General features: G+C 64.4%; 18 protein-coding genes. 9 read left to right on the top strand and 9 right to left on the bottom strand.

Features of this window, described 5'->3' with window-relative positions:
- The first annotated feature begins 44 nt into the window (after nucleotides 1-44).
- Both LB555_RS16750 and LB555_RS16745 read left to right on the top strand, forming a co-directional pair.
- Complete coding sequence (locus LB555_RS16750) at nucleotides 45-644, top strand: F0F1 ATP synthase subunit B (RefSeq protein WP_140823349.1); 600 nt, start codon at nucleotides 45-47, stop codon at nucleotides 642-644.
- Between the two features lie 10 nt (nucleotides 645-654).
- The gene (locus tag LB555_RS16745; protein ID WP_015318854.1) at nucleotides 655-1,146 is read left to right on the top strand and encodes a F0F1 ATP synthase subunit B; all 492 of its coding nucleotides are present in this window, start codon (nucleotides 655-657) and stop codon (nucleotides 1,144-1,146) included.
- Nucleotides 1,147-1,274: 128 nt separating this feature from the next.
- Here LB555_RS16745 and LB555_RS16740 read toward each other — a convergent pair whose 3' ends face one another.
- Both LB555_RS16740 and LB555_RS16735 read right to left on the bottom strand, forming a co-directional pair.
- Nucleotides 1,275-1,970 (bottom strand): ribonuclease HII, encoded by a 696-nt coding sequence (locus LB555_RS16740; protein ID WP_224683298.1) that lies wholly within the window; start codon nucleotides 1,968-1,970, stop codon nucleotides 1,275-1,277.
- A gap of 152 nt (nucleotides 1,971-2,122) precedes the next feature.
- Nucleotides 2,123-3,277 carry a PA0069 family radical SAM protein gene (locus tag LB555_RS16735; protein WP_224683448.1) on the bottom strand — a complete coding sequence of 385 codons (1,155 nt, stop codon included), beginning with the start codon at nucleotides 3,275-3,277 and terminating at the stop codon, nucleotides 2,123-2,125.
- A gap of 150 nt (nucleotides 3,278-3,427) precedes the next feature.
- On the opposite strand from LB555_RS16735, the gene LB555_RS16730 reads away from it, so the two are divergent.
- The gene (locus LB555_RS16730) at nucleotides 3,428-3,949 is read left to right on the top strand and encodes a glycosyltransferase (protein ID WP_224683297.1); all 522 of its coding nucleotides are present in this window, start codon (nucleotides 3,428-3,430) and stop codon (nucleotides 3,947-3,949) included.
- A gap of 28 nt (nucleotides 3,950-3,977) precedes the next feature.
- Here LB555_RS16730 and moaB read toward each other — a convergent pair whose 3' ends face one another.
- The 6 genes from moaB to LB555_RS16700 form a co-directional block, all read right to left on the bottom strand.
- Nucleotides 3,978-4,532, bottom strand: a complete 555-nt coding sequence (gene moaB / locus LB555_RS16725) for a molybdenum cofactor biosynthesis protein B (RefSeq protein WP_140788095.1) — start codon at nucleotides 4,530-4,532, stop codon at nucleotides 3,978-3,980.
- Nucleotides 4,519-5,442 (bottom strand): 4-(cytidine 5'-diphospho)-2-C-methyl-D-erythritol kinase, encoded by a 924-nt coding sequence (locus tag LB555_RS16720; protein ID WP_224683447.1) that lies wholly within the window; start codon nucleotides 5,440-5,442, stop codon nucleotides 4,519-4,521. The genes moaB and LB555_RS16720 overlap by 14 nt, the downstream gene beginning before the upstream one ends.
- Before the next feature lie 5 nt (nucleotides 5,443-5,447).
- A complete protein-coding gene (locus tag LB555_RS16715) occupies nucleotides 5,448-5,633 on the bottom strand; it encodes a membrane protein (protein ID WP_015318848.1) in 186 nt (61 codons plus the stop codon).
- 82 nt (nucleotides 5,634-5,715) lie between these two features.
- Complete coding sequence (locus LB555_RS16710) at nucleotides 5,716-6,579, bottom strand: S49 family peptidase (protein WP_140617598.1); 864 nt, start codon at nucleotides 6,577-6,579, stop codon at nucleotides 5,716-5,718.
- A 77-nt stretch (nucleotides 6,580-6,656) separates the two neighbouring features.
- On the bottom strand, nucleotides 6,657-7,457 hold the full coding sequence (locus LB555_RS16705) for a tRNA1(Val) (adenine(37)-N6)-methyltransferase (RefSeq protein WP_015318846.1): 801 nt from the start codon (nucleotides 7,455-7,457) through the stop codon (nucleotides 6,657-6,659).
- Nucleotides 7,457-7,681, bottom strand: coding sequence for a DUF2007 domain-containing protein (locus tag LB555_RS16700; RefSeq protein WP_015318845.1), 225 nt, complete (start codon nucleotides 7,679-7,681; stop codon nucleotides 7,457-7,459). The genes LB555_RS16705 and LB555_RS16700 overlap by 1 nt, the downstream gene beginning before the upstream one ends.
- A gap of 188 nt (nucleotides 7,682-7,869) precedes the next feature.
- Between LB555_RS16700 and LB555_RS16695 the strand changes: the two genes are divergently transcribed.
- From LB555_RS16695 to LB555_RS16675, 5 genes are all read left to right on the top strand, one after another.
- On the top strand, nucleotides 7,870-8,886 hold the full coding sequence (locus LB555_RS16695) for a polyprenyl synthetase family protein (protein ID WP_015318844.1): 1,017 nt from the start codon (nucleotides 7,870-7,872) through the stop codon (nucleotides 8,884-8,886).
- Nucleotides 8,887-8,985: 99 nt separating this feature from the next.
- Nucleotides 8,986-9,654, top strand: a complete 669-nt coding sequence (locus tag LB555_RS16690; protein ID WP_015318843.1) for a GntR family transcriptional regulator — start codon at nucleotides 8,986-8,988, stop codon at nucleotides 9,652-9,654.
- Between the two features lie 107 nt (nucleotides 9,655-9,761).
- Nucleotides 9,762-10,355 (top strand): biotin transporter BioY, encoded by a 594-nt coding sequence (locus LB555_RS16685; RefSeq protein WP_140878100.1) that lies wholly within the window; start codon nucleotides 9,762-9,764, stop codon nucleotides 10,353-10,355.
- On the top strand, nucleotides 10,352-10,801 hold the full coding sequence (locus LB555_RS16680) for a DUF1284 domain-containing protein (RefSeq protein WP_224683296.1): 450 nt from the start codon (nucleotides 10,352-10,354) through the stop codon (nucleotides 10,799-10,801). The genes LB555_RS16685 and LB555_RS16680 overlap by 4 nt, the downstream gene beginning before the upstream one ends.
- Nucleotides 10,802-10,943: 142 nt before the next feature.
- Nucleotides 10,944-12,719 (top strand): tetratricopeptide repeat protein, encoded by a 1,776-nt coding sequence (locus LB555_RS16675; protein ID WP_224683295.1) that lies wholly within the window; start codon nucleotides 10,944-10,946, stop codon nucleotides 12,717-12,719.
- Nucleotides 12,720-12,793: 74 nt separating this feature from the next.
- Here LB555_RS16675 and LB555_RS16670 read toward each other — a convergent pair whose 3' ends face one another.
- A complete protein-coding gene (locus LB555_RS16670) occupies nucleotides 12,794-13,255 on the bottom strand; it encodes a GNAT family N-acetyltransferase (protein ID WP_224683294.1) in 462 nt (153 codons plus the stop codon).
- Between the two features lie 197 nt (nucleotides 13,256-13,452).
- Between LB555_RS16670 and LB555_RS16665 the strand changes: the two genes are divergently transcribed.
- Nucleotides 13,453-14,397, top strand: a complete 945-nt coding sequence (locus tag LB555_RS16665) for a glycine--tRNA ligase subunit alpha (RefSeq protein ID WP_140724753.1) — start codon at nucleotides 13,453-13,455, stop codon at nucleotides 14,395-14,397.
- Nucleotides 14,398-14,399: the final 2 nt, after the last annotated feature.

The raw sequence follows: 14,399 nt of genomic DNA, 5'->3' as shown, positions 1-14,399 counted from the left end.
AGGCCGGCCGCGCAAGCGGCGGGCCTGATATCTGGGGATAGTCCATGTTCGTGACATCTGCCTTCGCGCAAGAGTCCGCGCCATCAGCCGACACCAGCCACGCTGCGACCGGAGGCGACACGCATTCCGGCACCAGCGTGCCTGCCGAAGCGCACGGCACGTTTCCGCCATTCAATCCGGAGACGTTTCCGTCGCAGCTTCTGTGGCTGGCGATCACGTTCGGGCTGTTCTACCTGTTCCTGAAGCGGGTCGTGATGCCGCGCGTCGGCGGCATCATCGATGTCCGCAACGACCGCATCAGCCAGGATCTCGACCAGGCGGCCAAGTTGAAGGGCGAGGCCGACGCCGCCGTTGCCGCTTACGAACAGGAACTGGCGGAAGCCAAGAAGAACGCGAACTCGATCGGCCAGCAGGCCAGCGATGCGGCGAAGGCGGAAGCCGACGCCGCGCGCAAGAAGATCGAGGCCGCGCTCGATGAGAAGCTTGGCGAGGCCGAGGCACGCATTTCTTCCATCAAGGCCAACGCCATGAAGGAAGTCGGCAGCATCGCCGAGGATACCGCTTCGGCGATCGTCGAGGCGCTCGTTGGCGGCAAGGCCAGCAAGGCCGAGATCGCGGCCGCGGTCAAATCCGTGGCCCGGTGAGGAGCGCATCATGGACGCTACATCTCTCGCAACGCTCTGGGCCACGATTGCCCTGATCATCTTCCTGGCCATCGCCATCTACATCAAGGTGCCCGGCATGATCGCCAAGGCGCTCGACGCCCGCGCCGCCAGGATCAGCAGTGAGCTCGACGAGGCCCGCAAGCTGCGCGACGAAGCCCAGCAACTGCTCGGCCAATACAAGAAGAAGCGCAAGGAAGCCGAGCAGGAGGCCGCCGACATTGTAGCGGCCGCCAAGCGTGAGGCCGAACTGCTGGCTGCCGACGCCCACAAGAAGACCGAGGACTATGTTGCCAGGCGCACCGCGCTTGCCGAGCAGAAGATCGGCCAAGCCGAGCGTGACGCGGTTGCCGAAGTGCGGGCCAGCGCCGTCGATATAGCCGTCGAGGCGGCACGCGCATTGCTCGCCGCCAAGGTTGACGCTAAGGCCGGAGCCGACCTGTTCAGGTCCGCGCTGCAGGATGTGAAGGCCAAGCTGAACTGAGCGTTCTTCAGTCGCTGACACGAAGCCGCCCGGTCAACCTGGCGGCTTTTTTGTTTGGGAGAAAGCGGCGCGTCAAAGCGGCCAATCTCCGCCCTCGTGGGGAAGATGGAATTGCCACTGCCGTCGCCCTACTCCAGCCCGGCCAAGCTCTCTTCCTCAACCACATCCGTCCCGCCCAGCCGAAACGGCGCAAACGAGGTGCGATGCAGCCGAGCCACTGGCCCATGCGCCTCGATTGCCGTGCGGTGCCGGACCGTGGCGTAGCCCATATGGACTTCGAAGCCGTAGCGGCCGTGATGATTGCCGCAGCCGCGCATCATGCGGTCGCGCATGACCTTGGCGACGATCGAGGCTGCGGCGATCGATTGGGAGCGCTGGTCGCCCTTGATCAGCGCGCGCCCCTCGCAGGGCAATCCCGGCGGCACGTCGCGCCCATCCGCGAGCGCGAGCTTAGCCTGCACCGGCAGCCCGACCAGTGCGCGGCGCATCGCTTCGAGGCTCGCCTTGAGGATGTTGGTGCCATCGATACCCTCGGCGCTGATCGACGCCATCGAGACGCCGAGAGCGGAGCCGATGATGTGCAGGAACAGCGCTTCGCGCTGCAGGTGGCTAAGCCGCTTGGAATCGTCGAGACCCTCGGGAATATTGGCGGGGTCGAGCACCACTGCCGCCGCGACCACGGGACCCGCGAGCGGGCCGCGGCCGGCTTCGTCCATCCCCGCGACCGGCCACAAACCATCGGCCATCGCCTTCGTCTCGAAGGAGAAATCGGGTTTCTCGACGATTTCGAAGAGAGGCGGAGAATCAGAACGCGCGCGAGCCATGTTGCGGCGAGGTTCGCATCGGCTCCGATTCTCCGCAAGTCCCTCCGGGTCGGGTGGGGCGCCGGACCGGGAGGGCACCGTCTGCAGGCCGGGGCAGGCCGGACGGGATTTCTTTGCCACGGCGGCAATGAACAGCCGAGGCGATTTTCGGTTCAGAGCAGCATCAACTGCTCCTGGTCCTTGCCGGCAGCGACGAACTGGTCGGTCCGCAGTGTACGCCGCTCGGCATTGAGGCCGAGCCGCTTGGCGGTGATTTCGAAGCGCCGGCCGATCTGCCAGGCATAGGGCCCGGCGCCCTTCATGCGCTTGCCCCATTCCGAATCGTAGTCCTTGCCGTCGCGCATCGAACGGACCAGCGACATGACGTGGCGGTAGCGGTCGGGATAGTGGCGCAGCAGCCAATCCTTGAAGATCGGGCTGACCTCCAGCGGCAGGCGCAGCACCACATAGCCGGCTTCGCGCGCCCCGGCATAGTGCGCCGAGTCGAGGATGCGTTCCATCTCCTGGTCGGTCAGGCCCGGAATGATCGGCGCCACCATCACCGAAGCGGGGATACCGGCATCCGAAAGCTGCCTGATCGCCTCCAGCCGCTTGGTCGGCGTCGATGCCCGAGGTTCCATCGTCCTGGCCAGCATGCGGTCAAGCGTCGTCACCGACAGCGCCACCTTGGCCAAGCCCCGCTCCGCCATGCGCGACAGAATGTCGATGTCGCGCACGACCAGGGCTGACTTGGTGACGATGCCGACCGGGTGGCCGCGCGCCTCCAGCACTTCGAGGATTTCGCGCATGATCCGGTACTGCTTCTCGATCGGCTGGTAGGGATCGGTGTTGGTGCCGATGGCGATGGTGCGCGGCTGGTAGCCATCCTTTGACAATTCCTTGTCGAGCAGGCGTGCCGCGTCGGGCTTGGCGAACAGCTTGGATTCGAAGTCCAGGCCCGGCGACAGGCCCATGAACGAGTGTGTCGGCCGCGCGAAGCAATAGACGCAACCGTGCTCGCAGCCGCGATAGGGATTGATCGACCGGTCGAAGGAGATGTCGGGCGATTCGTTGCGGGTGATGATGGTGCGCGGCTTTTCCACCTGCACCTCGGTCTTAAAGGGAGGAAGTTCCTCCAGCGAACTCCAGCCGTCGTCGAAGACATGCCGGCTGACAGGTTCGAACCGGCCGGACGGATTGATGCCTGCCGACCGGCCGCGGTTGCGGTCCGGACGGACCCGCATGCCGCTCTGCTCGATCATCGCGTTGGCCATTTCGGCTCGCCCTGCTCCGAAGGCTGCAATGTCGGCGCGCATGATCGGTTCCATCTTCGCCCGCTCCCAGGGACTGTCCATGTTGTGTCGAATCGCTCTGCTCATGAAACTGTTCCTATTTTGTCGATGAGAACAAATCAAGAACTTTCTATGGTGCGCTGCAAAAACTGGCGCCGACCAACGCTTTCCGCTATTCGGCTAACCATGCTCAGTGTTCTGATTGAAACGCACAATGACGAGGAGGGGCTCGCTCTTACGCTGGCGACGCTGATTGGCGGCGCGGTCGAGGGCGTGGTGCGCGAGGTTGTCGTCTGCGACACGGGCTCCAGCGACCAGACGCATCGCGTCGCCGAGCATGCCGGCTGCCACTATGTGGGGAGCGGGGGCATCGCCGCCGGCATCCGCCAGGCCAAGGGTGACTGGCTGCTGTTTCTCGAACCGGGTGCGAGGCTGGTGGAGGGCTGGATCGACGCCGTCGTCGCCCATACGGCCAGGCAGACAATAGCGGCCCGGTTCTCGCGGGCGCGGGGCAGCCGTCCACCGTTCCTGGCCCGGGTCTTTTCGGCAAACCGCGCGCTCGCCGACGGACTGGTGATCAGCAAGCGACAGGCGGCGTCGCTGTCCAAGAATGACGGCACCGCCGAGGCCTTAGCGCGCGGGCTGGCGACCAGGCGGCTCGACGCCGAAATCTGGCCAGCGCAGCCGAAGCACCGCTCTCGGGGGTGATTTTTGCAACGGCTCTGCGTGGCGTTGCTTACGACGCCGATTTGCCGCGCCGCAGATGTTCGTCCAGGCGCGGCATGATCTCGACGAAGTTACAGGGCATGTGCCGGTAATCGAGCTGTGGCTCGAGGATGCCGTCCCAGGCGTCCTTGCAGGCGCCGGGCGATCCCGGCAGCACGAAGACGAAAGTGGCGTTGACGACACCGCCGGTCGCCCGGCTCTGGATCGTCGAGGTGCCGATCTTGTCATAGGAAATGCGGTGGAACACTTCCGAAAAGCCGTCCATGCGCTTTTCGAAGATCGGCTCCAGCGCCTCGGGCGTCACATCGCGTCCGGTAAAACCGGTTCCGCCAGTGGTGATCACGACGTCGACGGCCTTGTCCCGCGACCACGCCAGAACGGTGTCGCGGATTTTTTCGCGGTCGTCGGTGACGATATCGCGGGCGGCCACGATGTGGCCGGCCTTGGTAATGCGATCGGCCAGTGTCTGCCCGGATTTGTCGTCGGCCAGGCTGCGTGTGTCGGAAACAGTCAGCACCGCGATGCGCACCGGAATGAAGGCACGGCTCTCGTCAATTCTGGCCATCTCGCCCAGCCTCCGACGCCATGCTGCGCGTTGCCGCGACGAACCAGTCGGGCTGGCGGCCGCGGATCTCGGCCGCAGCGCGCTTGGCGACATTGCCGGTCTCGAACAGGCCGAAGCACGTCGCGCCCGATCCGGACATTCGTGAAAAGCCCGATCCGGCCTTATCAAGCCACGAAAGCGCCCTGCCGATGGCGGGCTGCATCGCAAGGGCTGGCCGCTCGAGATCGTTGCGGGTGATTTCCAGCCAGTTGCGCAGGCTGTGAAACTCGATACTGCGCGGCAGCGGCGGCAGCGGCTCATTATCGCGATGCGAAAGTGCGGCGAAGATTTCCGCCGTCGAGACCGGCACACCCGGATTGACCAGCACGAGACCCAGTGCTGAAAAATCCGGCACCATCGACAGTTCCTCACCAATGCCGCGCGCGACCAGCGGCTTTGCCGCCAGGCACATCGGCACATCGGCGCCAAGCGAAAGACCGATCCGCGCCAGTTCGGCGCTGTCGAGCTCCAGCCCCCAGCTCTCGGTCAGCCCGCGCAGCACGGCCGCCGCGTCGCTCGATCCTCCGCCCACGCCGGATGCGACCGGAAGGTTCTTTTCGAGCCTGATGCTTACCGGCGGCGTGCTCCGAACGCCAGCGGCCTGCCGCAGGGCGTCGCGGCCCTTCAGCACAAGATTGCCGCCATCGAGCGGTACGTCCGCCGCATAGCGGCCGGACACGCTGAACTCATCGGCGTCGGCCGGCGCGATCTCGATCCTGTCGCCAAAGCGCGTGAACACAGCCAGGCTTTCGATGAGATGATAGCCGTCGGCGCGCCTGCCGGTGACGTGCAAAGCTAGGTTTATCTTGGCGGGTGCGGCCCATGTCCGGACACGCTGACCGGATTCCGCAGTCTCGATTGCGAGTGAAATGAGGGTCAGTCCTTGGCCAGCCGGTATTCGCCGGTCTGCGGATCCTTGACCAGCGTTCCCATCGCGCCGTTGGCCGCCTGTTTTTCGGTGCGCCGCACCTTGGCCGTCACGCGTTCAGCCTCGCGCACGAAGGTGCGGTAACCGAAATAGGCGGCGACGCCGACGACGGCGAAAAAAATGAGCTGCGGCATGTCAAACTCCTACCACGCTGGGCCGGTAAGACCGGCCGGTCGGGTCTTTCGGGCAACCATGCTAGACGCTTTCATGGCTTTTTCAAAGCCCGAAGCGCGCCCACGATGCGCGCTCTTCCGCCGCATCGATGACGCCGCTGGCGGCAACTGCGGCGATATCGGGTGCCGAAAAGCCCTTGCTCGAGCCGAACAGGCCAAAGCGGCCGAACAAACCGCGCGGCGCCGCCACCAGCCTGAGCTGGGTCTTCGGCCCGAAGCGGGTCTTCAGCACCGTGCGCATGTCGCCCAGCGCATCGACGAGGCCGAGCTCCAGGCCTCGCTTGCCGGTCCAGAACAGACCGGTGAACAGGTCCGGATCGTCCGCCAGCTTCGTACCGCGGCGCTCCTTGACCAGATCGATGAAGGTCTCGTGCACTTCGAGCTGCAGCACCTTGAGCCGCTCGACGTCTTCCTTCTTCTCGGGCTTGAACGGATCGAGCACCGCCTTGTTCTGGCCGGCGGTGTGGACACGGCGCTCGACGCCGATCTTCTTCATCAGTTCCGGGAAACCGAACGAGGCCGACACCACGCCGATCGAGCCGACGATGGAGGAGGGATCGGCGAAGATCTCGTCGCCGGCGACCGCGATCATGTAGCCGCCGGACGCCGCGACATCCTCGACGAAGACCAGGACCTTTTTATTCTTCTCGACCGCAAGGTCGCGGATGCGCTTGAAGATCAGCCGTGACTGCACCGGCGAGCCGCCCGGCGAATTGATCGAGATCGCGACCGCCGGCGCCTCGAAGGAAAACGCCTTTTCGATCAGTCCGGCGGTGGAAGCAAGCGACAGGCTCGGCCGGAACTGGCCTCCGCCGGCCATGATGGTGCCGTGCAGTCGGATGACCGGAACGGTGACGACGGAGGAGCGCCAGGACTTCGGCAGCAGGCGGTTGAAAAGACGTTTCACGATGGCGTGGTCTCCGGCGATGGTTGCAGGCATGTAGGGATTTCCCGGCCAACGGCAATGTGTAGGCCGCCAACAGCTCAGTCTCCGAACAGCGAGGCGAGCCCGTTGGTGATCATTTCGCTGCGCTCGTCGGGGCCGTTGCCCGATCGCGCGTGAAGCATCAGGGGCGGACGGATGGCGAGCTTTCCTCGTGCCCCAAGTGCCGCCCGCACGATAATGCGGATTGCGGCCGCGTCCGGGCGAGGGTGCACGGCGAGCATCTCGGCTTCGCCGAAGCGGCCTGAAATCGCGTCGAGAATGGCGCCGAGCTGTTCGGGCCGGGCGATGACGGCAAGCCCGCCGCGCGGCCTGACAACCGCCGCCGCACTGCGGATCCAGCTTTCGAACAGTCCGTCCTCCATGACATGGGCTTCCTTTCTTAGCGGCTCGGGAGTGGCGCGGTCCCGTGCGGCGTTGAAAGGCGGGTTCATGATGACGAAGTCGAAATCATTGTCGGCAAGGCCGGTGGCGGCCCGGGCGCGGCCCGACACGGTGACATCGGCGACGAGCACGGCAGCGCGATCGCTGAGGTGCGCGTTGCCCGGATGGGCAAGCGTGGCTGCCGCGAAGGCCGCCATCTCAGGCGCGCGTTCGACCAGCACAGCCTGGGCACCCGGACAGCGCGACAGCACCGCAAGACCGGCAGCACCGGCGCCGGCCCCGAAATCGGCGAGCCGTCCGCCAAACGAGGACGGTACGGATGCGGCCAGCATCATTGCATCCATCCCGGCGCGATGGCCGCCATGCTTGGGCTGCACGAGCCAGAACCGGCCGCGGTGGAACGCGTCGACCGTGTGGGCCGGCGTATCCGGGACAAGGGCGGCTGGCGCGGCCGACATTATTTCCCCCGGATCTCGTTGGCGATGCCGGCATCGGTCAGGATGCGGCGCGCGGCGTCGGCCTGGTCGGCATCGACCATGACGCGTCGCGGCAGGATACCAAGCGAGCCGTCGAGCACGCTCATGTTCTGGTCGGCGACGAAGCAGCCGATCCCGGCATCGCGCATCAGCGATTCGACAAAGGAGATGATGACGGCGTCGTTGGTGCGGATGAGCTCTATCATCGCAAGAAACTCGCAGGTTGCGGCGTGCATGTAAACGTGCGGCCGCATTCCCGCATTTCCCGGCGTTGACACGCTGTCGCCGCCGCCGCGCCAATTCGCCACTTGCCGTGGCCGTGCCAGCGGCCCTAGAGTCTTGTCGGGACTAAGGGTGCCGTCGCACGCGTTGTACCAAGACGGGAGTGATTGTCGTGGGTGTCGTTCTCAACATCGAAAACGGGAAGCGGGAGCCCGCCTCCATCAAGGATCTCATCGATCTGACTGCTGCCGATATGGGACGTGTCAACGAGCTGATCCTGTCCAAGGCCGGCTCCGACGTCGAGATGATCCCCGAGGTCGCCAATCACCTGATCTCGTCCGGCGGCAAGCGGCTCAGGCCAATGCTGACGCTGGCCGCGGCGCAGATGTTCGGCTATGCCGGCGAGGGCCACGTCAAGCTCGCCACTTCGGTCGAATTCATGCATACGGCCACGCTTCTGCATGACGACGTGGTCGATGAAAGCGGCATGCGGCGCGGCAAGAAGACCGCCCGCATGATCTGGGGCAACCAGGCCAGCGTGCTGGTCGGCGACTTCCTGCTCGGCCAGGCCTTCCGCATGATGGTCGATGTCGGCTCGCTCGAAGCGCTCGACATCCTGTCCAGCGCAGCCTCGATTATCGCCGAGGGCGAGGTCATGCAGCTGGCCGCCGCCAAGAACCTCGAAACCACCGAGGACGAGCATTTCGCCGTCATCAAGGCCAAGACCGCCGCGCTGTTTTCGGCCGCCGCCGAGGTTGGCCCGGTCATCGCCCAGGCGACCCGCAACGACCGTGCGGCGCTGCGTTCCTACGGCATGAATCTCGGCCTTGCCTTCCAGCTGATCGATGATGCGCTGGACTATGGCGGCACCAGCAAGGATCTGGGCAAGAATGTCGGCGACGATTTCCGCGAGGGCAAGGTGACCTTGCCGGTCATCCTCGCCTACCGGCGCGGCAGCAAGGCCGAACGCACCTTCTGGAAGCGCGCCATCGAGGACAATGTCACCGACGACGCCGGGCTGGAAAAGGCGATCGGCCTGATGACCCGCCACGGCGCCATTGCCGACACGATCGGGCGCGCTCGCCATTTCGGCGAGATCGCCCGCGACGCGCTGGCGCCGCTGGAAGAGACGCCGCAGAAATCGGCGCTGATCGACGTCATCGACTTCTGCATCAGCCGCGTGAACTGAGCGCCTGACGGCTTGCTACCGGGGCCGTCAGTGAAAAGACGCCTGTGAATTCGCCCTGCCGTCTCGACAAGCAGCCCAGTCGCAAATTATCTATAAAACATGGCCAAGGGCACTGACGACACCATCGCGGTCCGCATCGGCAAGGTTTTGGCGGATCGCATCATCTCCGGCGCGATCGAGCCAGGGGCGAGGTTGCGGCAGGATCATGTCGCCGAGGAATTCAACACCAGCCACGTTCCCGTGCGCGAGGCCTTTCGCCGACTCGAGGCGCAGGGCCTCGCCGTCAGTGAGCCGCGTCGTGGCGTGCGTGTCGCGGCCTTCGATCTGGGCGAGGTCAAGGAGGTCGCCGAAATGCGGGCCGCACTCGAAGTGCTGGCACTGCGCCAAGCCGCGCCGCATCTGACCTCGGCCATTCTCGACCAGGCCGAGGAGGCGACAAAAGCCGGCGACAAATCCCATGACGTCAGGTCGTGGGAGGAGGCCAATCGCGCCTTTCACCGGCTGATCCTGACGCCCTGTGGCATGCCCCGCCTGCTTGCCACCATAGACGACCTGCACGCGGCGAGCGCCCGCTTCCTGTTCGCGGCCTGGCGCTCGGAGTGGGAGACGCGCACCGACCAGGACCACCGGGCGATCCTCACCGCCTTGCGGCAGGGGAACACCGAATCGGCCGCGACAACATTGGGACGGCATGTCCAATGGATTGGCCGCAAGCCGGTCAGGACAGCCTCCGGCGCCACGCGCGAAGCTTTCGCGATCGTGGGTTGAACGATCTTTTCCCAAGCCTAGGCTTGCTATCGCTCCAGAAATGTGGATTCGATAATAGATCGAAGGCAAAAATTATCTATAATTTCGGATCGACCGAAGGGAAGCCTATGACCAACCTCGCATTCTCGTCCGCCAGACCGTCCTTCAGCCCGCTGCGTCTCCAGCAGCGATCGCTCGGTTGGCGGGCCGGCGCCGTCGTGCTCGGCACGCTGTTGCTGGCGCTGTCCTCCTACATCGAGGTTCCGATGGTGCCAGTTCCGGTGACCATGCAGACCTTCGCCGTGACGCTGATTGGCGCACTCTATGGCTGGCGGCTTGGCGCGGTGACGATCGCGGCATGGCTGGTCGAAGGTGCTGTCGGCTTTCCAGTCCTGGCCGGCGGCGCTGCCGGCATTCAGCATTTCGTGGGCCCGACGGGTGGCTATCTCTTTGCCTTTCCTGTCACCGGCGCACTGGTCGGCTGGTTGGCCGAGCGCGGCTGGAACGGCAACAGGGTTTTGCCTGCCTTCGCCGCCATGCTGCTCGGCAATCTTGCCTGCCTGGCTCTCGGCACAGCCTGGCTTGCCGTCATGATCGGCGCCGAGAAGGCCATCACCTTCGGCTTCGTGCCGTTCATCGTCGGCGGGTTGCTGAAATCGGCGCTTGGCGCCGCGACGCTGATGGCGCTCCCGCACGGCAAGATGAACTTGCCCAAGCCGTGACGGTCAGGCTGCGCGCCCACCATCTCCTTTGCCTGCTCACCTATGTGGGCAAGGGGTACAGCCCCGCTTTTACCGCCAATTATGACGGGATCGCGGAGCGCTTGAGCCGGGGCGAGGACATCCTCCTCGTTTCCGGACCAGACGACATCTGCGCTCCGTTGCTTGGCGAGCCGGAACCGCACTGCCTGCGTGACAGTGCGGCCGGGCGGGACCGGCAGGCCGCGGAAGACGTGGAAGCGCTGCTGGCTCGGCCGATCCGGCACGGCATCCGCCTCGATCTCGATGCCGCCATCCTGACAAGGCTGCGGCAGGCGTTTTCGACCGGCCACGTGCGCAAGGCGTGCGGCGGCTGCGAATGGATCGGGCTGTGCGGCGCGGTGGCAAGCGGCGGCTATCGCGATACGCGGCTGCGGCGGCCTGTTGACGCGCAAAACCGTCCCATTTAGCCATGGTTTGTTAATCGGGTGACCCGATTGTGAATTTCAGGCGGATTGAAGCGCGACCCCAAAAAGGCCATGCTTTGCCTGGAAAGATCGAGTCTGGGTCGATCCGCTGACGCGGAGATGGCGCCTGGCTGAAAGGGATATGATGCAGCAAGGACGTGCGCGCTGGCTGACAAGGCTGGCAATTGTGACGGGCATGGCGATTTCGGCATTGCCGGCCTATGCCAAGCAATCCACCGAACCGGTCAAGATCTCGTCATTCTCGGGCGCCTATCTGGCTGCCAGGATCGCCGAGGGCGACAACGACCTCGACAGCGCCATCGCCTATTACAAGCAAGCCCTGGCCTTCAATCCTGGTGACACAGCCCTGCAGCAGAGCCTGATGCTGTCGCTGATCGCTCAAGGCCGCTTCGACGAATCGCTGGTCTATGCCGACAAGCTCAAGGAAGTGCCCGATGTCGAGCGCTTCTCGCGCCTGGCGCTGGCGGTCGACACCTTCCACAAGAAGGATTTCACCAAGGCACAGTACTGGCTCAAGCTGTCGCTGGAATCCGATCTCGATCGGCTGATCTCCGGCGTCATGTCCGGCTGGGCCGAGCAAGGTGCCGGCCAGGCCAGCGAAGCGATGGCTTCGATCGACAAGCTGCAGGGGCCGGACTGGTTCGGCCTGTTCAAATCCTTCCACCGCGCCCTGATCGCCGATGCGTCTGGTATGCCTGAAAAGGCCGAGGCTATCTATGCCGCGACGATGCAGGACACCACCGCCGGCGGTGCGGCGCCTGAAACCTGGATGCGCAATGCGCAGGCCTATGCCTCGTTCCTGGCCCGTAAGGGCGACAAGGCCAAGGCGATGTCGGTTCTCGACCAGGCCGAGGCGTTCTCGCCGGGCAAGCTGGAAATCGTCGCCTTGCGCGACAGGATCAGCAAGGGCGACAAGATCGCGCCCTTCGTGTCCGGTCCGTCCGACGGTGCTTCCGAAATCCTGCTCGATCTTGCCACCGCGCTCAACCGTGGCGGCGGCGAGCCATTCGTGCGCCTCTATTTGCAATATGCTTTGGCCCTGAAGCCCGACAGCGACGCTGCCCTCGTGCAACTCGCCGCCGTGGCCGAACAGCTGAAGAACGGCGAGGGCGCCATCGCGCTCTATCGGCGCATCCCCGACTCTTCGCCGCTGAAGGAGATTTCGGACCTGCAGCTTGGCCTCAACCTTGCCGATCTCGACCGCCATGACGAGGCGATCACGCATTTGAAGGCCTTCGTCGAGGCCCATCCTAACGACATGCGCGCCTATCTGGCGCTCGGCGGTGTCTACTCCTCGAAGGATGATTTCCGCTCCGCCGCCAATCTCTACGACAAGGCCGTCGAGGTGCTGAAGACACCGACCGCCGCCAACTGGAACATCTTCTACCAGCGCGGCATCGCCTATGAGCGGCTGAAGGAATGGCCGAAGGCCGAGCCGAATTTCCGCAAGGCGCTGGAATTGCAGCCAGACCAGCCGCAGGTGCTGAACTATCTCGGCTATTCCTGGGTCGACATGAACACCAATCTGAAGGAAGGCCTGGAGATGATCCAGAAGGCCGTCGATCTCAAGCCGAGCGACGGCTACATCGTCGATTCCCTGGGTTGGGCTTATTTCCGCCTCGGCCGGTTCGATGACGCGGTGCGCGAAATGGAACGCGCGGTCTCGCTGAAGCCGGAAGATCCGGTTCTGAACGACCATCTCGGCGATGCCTACTGGCGCGTCGGCCGCAAGCTGGAAGCCACCTTCCAATGGAACCAGGCCCGCGACCTGAAGCCGGATCCCGACGTGCTTGCCTCCTTGCAACAGAAGCTGATGAAGGGCCTGCCGCCGATCGAGTCCAACACGGCGCAGGAGACCCCGAAGGTCAAGCCGGAGCCGGTTCCCGCCCCGAAGGGGTGAGACGCCTTTTTGGAATCCGAACGGGGCTCTCGGAGCCCCGTTTTCGTTTTGATGTCCGTCTGCTCAGAACGCGCTCAGAACATCTTTCGATAGACGACGAAGCCAGAGCGTTCGCCGACCTTGTCATATAGCTTCATGGCGGTGTGATTGGTTTCATGCGTCAGCCAGTATACTCGGCCGGAACCGGCCTCCTGGGCGCGCTCGTAGACGCCTTCGATCAGCGCCCGGCCGACGCCTTTGCCGCGCGAGGCCTCGCTGGTGAAAAGATCCTGCAGATAGCAGTTTGGTGCGATTGCCGTCGTGCTGCGGTGGAACAGGTAGTGGACGAGGCCAAGCAACTCGCCTTCGTTTTCCGCGACCAGTGCATACACCGGCTCATAGGCGTCGAAGAAGCGGGACCACGTCATTGCGGTGATGTCGCTTGCCAGCGCCGTCTCGCCCGAACGGCCATAGAACGCGTTGTAGCCGTCCCACAGCGGCAGCCATCGGTCGAAATCCTGGCGCGTGACGGGGCGGATGGTGACGGGGTTGGACATGGCTTGACCTGTCGTCGTTGACATGGGTGATACAGGGCTTCGAAGAAAGCGCAGGTCGCCCACGTCCGGCAATGGGCCAGCCGCTCGCAAAGCTTTCGACCGGTCCTGCAAAGGTCGCGGGCGCGCGCCTTGCTTGACGCTTCGCCGCCGTGTCTCTAGGACGTGGCCGCAAGCTAGCCTGTGTCGCCGAGGCCACCGTGACGATTGAAATCCCAGCCCATATGCATCCCAGCCGCTCATTCCAGGGGCTGATCCTCACTTTGCACAATTACTGGGCGGCTTATGGCTGCGTCATCCTCCAGCCCTATGACATGGAGGTCGGCGCCGGCACCTTTCATCCGGCAACGACGCTGCGCGCGCTAGGCCCCAAGGGCTGGAACGCCGCCTATGTCCAGCCTTCGCGCCGTCCCAAGGACGGCCGCTATGGCGAGAATCCGAACCGGCTGCAGCACTACTACCAGTACCAGGTGATCCTGAAGCCCAATCCGCCCAATCTGCAGGAGCTCTATCTCGGCTCGCTGGCGGCAATCGGCGTCGACCCGTTGCTGCACGACATACGTTTCGTCGAGGACGATTGGGAAAGCCCGACTTTGGGCGCCTGGGGGCTTGGCTGGGAATGCTGGTGCGACGGCATGGAGGTGTCGCAGTTCACCTATTTCCAGCAGGTCTGCGGCATCGAATGCGCGCCGGTGGCGGGGGAACTCACCTACGGCCTGGAGCGCCTGGCCATGTATGTGCAGGGCGTCGACAATGTCTACGACCTCAACTTCAACGGCCGCGAGGGCGCCGACAAGGTGACCTATGGCGATGTGTTCCTGCAGGCCGAGCAGGAATATTCGCGCCACAATTTCGAATACGCCAACACGGCGATGCTGCTCAGGCATTTCGAGGACGCCGAGGCCGAGTGCAAGGCGCTGCTCGAGGCCGGCGCGCCGGCGTCGAACGACAATCTGCCGATGCACAAGATGGTCTTCCCGGCCTATGACCAGTGCATCAAGGCCAGCCATGTCTTCAATTTGCTGGACGCGCGTGGCGTGATCTCTGTCACCGAGCGCCAGAGCTACATCCTGCGCGTGCGCAATCTGGCGAAGGCCTGCGGCGAGGCGTTCTTGAAGACGCAGGCCGGTGGATTGGCGGCCTGAGC

The organism is Mesorhizobium sp. BR-1-1-10 (genome assembly GCF_020165595.1).
In the GTDB taxonomy this organism is placed as follows: Bacteria; Pseudomonadota; Alphaproteobacteria; order Rhizobiales; family Rhizobiaceae; genus Mesorhizobium; species Mesorhizobium australicum.
The sequence above is the reverse complement of the archived record's forward strand: the minus strand, read 5'-3'. Positions and strand labels throughout refer to the sequence as shown.

What these genes read in the sequence shown, in the direction of transcription:
- LB555_RS16750 (WP_140823349.1), top strand. Translation starts at nt 45, where the DNA reads ATGTTCGTGACATCTGCCTTCGCGCAAGAGTCCGCGCCATCAGCCGAC.
- LB555_RS16745 (WP_015318854.1), top strand. Translation starts at nt 655, where the DNA reads ATGGACGCTACATCTCTCGCAACGCTCTGGGCCACGATTGCCCTGATC.
- LB555_RS16740 (WP_224683298.1), bottom strand. Translation starts at nt 1,970, where the DNA reads ATGGCTCGCGCGCGTTCTGATTCTCCGCCTCTCTTCGAAATCGTCGAG.
- LB555_RS16735 (WP_224683448.1), bottom strand. Translation starts at nt 3,277, where the DNA reads ATGGAACCGATCATGCGCGCCGACATTGCAGCCTTCGGAGCAGGGCGA.
- LB555_RS16730 (WP_224683297.1), top strand. Translation starts at nt 3,428, where the DNA reads ATGCTCAGTGTTCTGATTGAAACGCACAATGACGAGGAGGGGCTCGCT.
- moaB (WP_140788095.1), bottom strand. Translation starts at nt 4,532, where the DNA reads ATGGCCAGAATTGACGAGAGCCGTGCCTTCATTCCGGTGCGCATCGCG.
- LB555_RS16715 (WP_015318848.1), bottom strand. Translation starts at nt 5,633, where the DNA reads ATGCCGCAGCTCATTTTTTTCGCCGTCGTCGGCGTCGCCGCCTATTTC.
- LB555_RS16705 (WP_015318846.1), bottom strand. Translation starts at nt 7,457, where the DNA reads ATGTCGGCCGCGCCAGCCGCCCTTGTCCCGGATACGCCGGCCCACACG.
- LB555_RS16700 (WP_015318845.1), bottom strand. Translation starts at nt 7,681, where the DNA reads ATGATAGAGCTCATCCGCACCAACGACGCCGTCATCATCTCCTTTGTC.
- LB555_RS16690 (WP_015318843.1), top strand. Translation starts at nt 8,986, where the DNA reads ATGGCCAAGGGCACTGACGACACCATCGCGGTCCGCATCGGCAAGGTT.
- LB555_RS16685 (WP_140878100.1), top strand. Translation starts at nt 9,762, where the DNA reads ATGACCAACCTCGCATTCTCGTCCGCCAGACCGTCCTTCAGCCCGCTG.
- LB555_RS16675 (WP_224683295.1), top strand. Translation starts at nt 10,944, where the DNA reads ATGCAGCAAGGACGTGCGCGCTGGCTGACAAGGCTGGCAATTGTGACG.
- LB555_RS16670 (WP_224683294.1), bottom strand. Translation starts at nt 13,255, where the DNA reads ATGTCCAACCCCGTCACCATCCGCCCCGTCACGCGCCAGGATTTCGAC.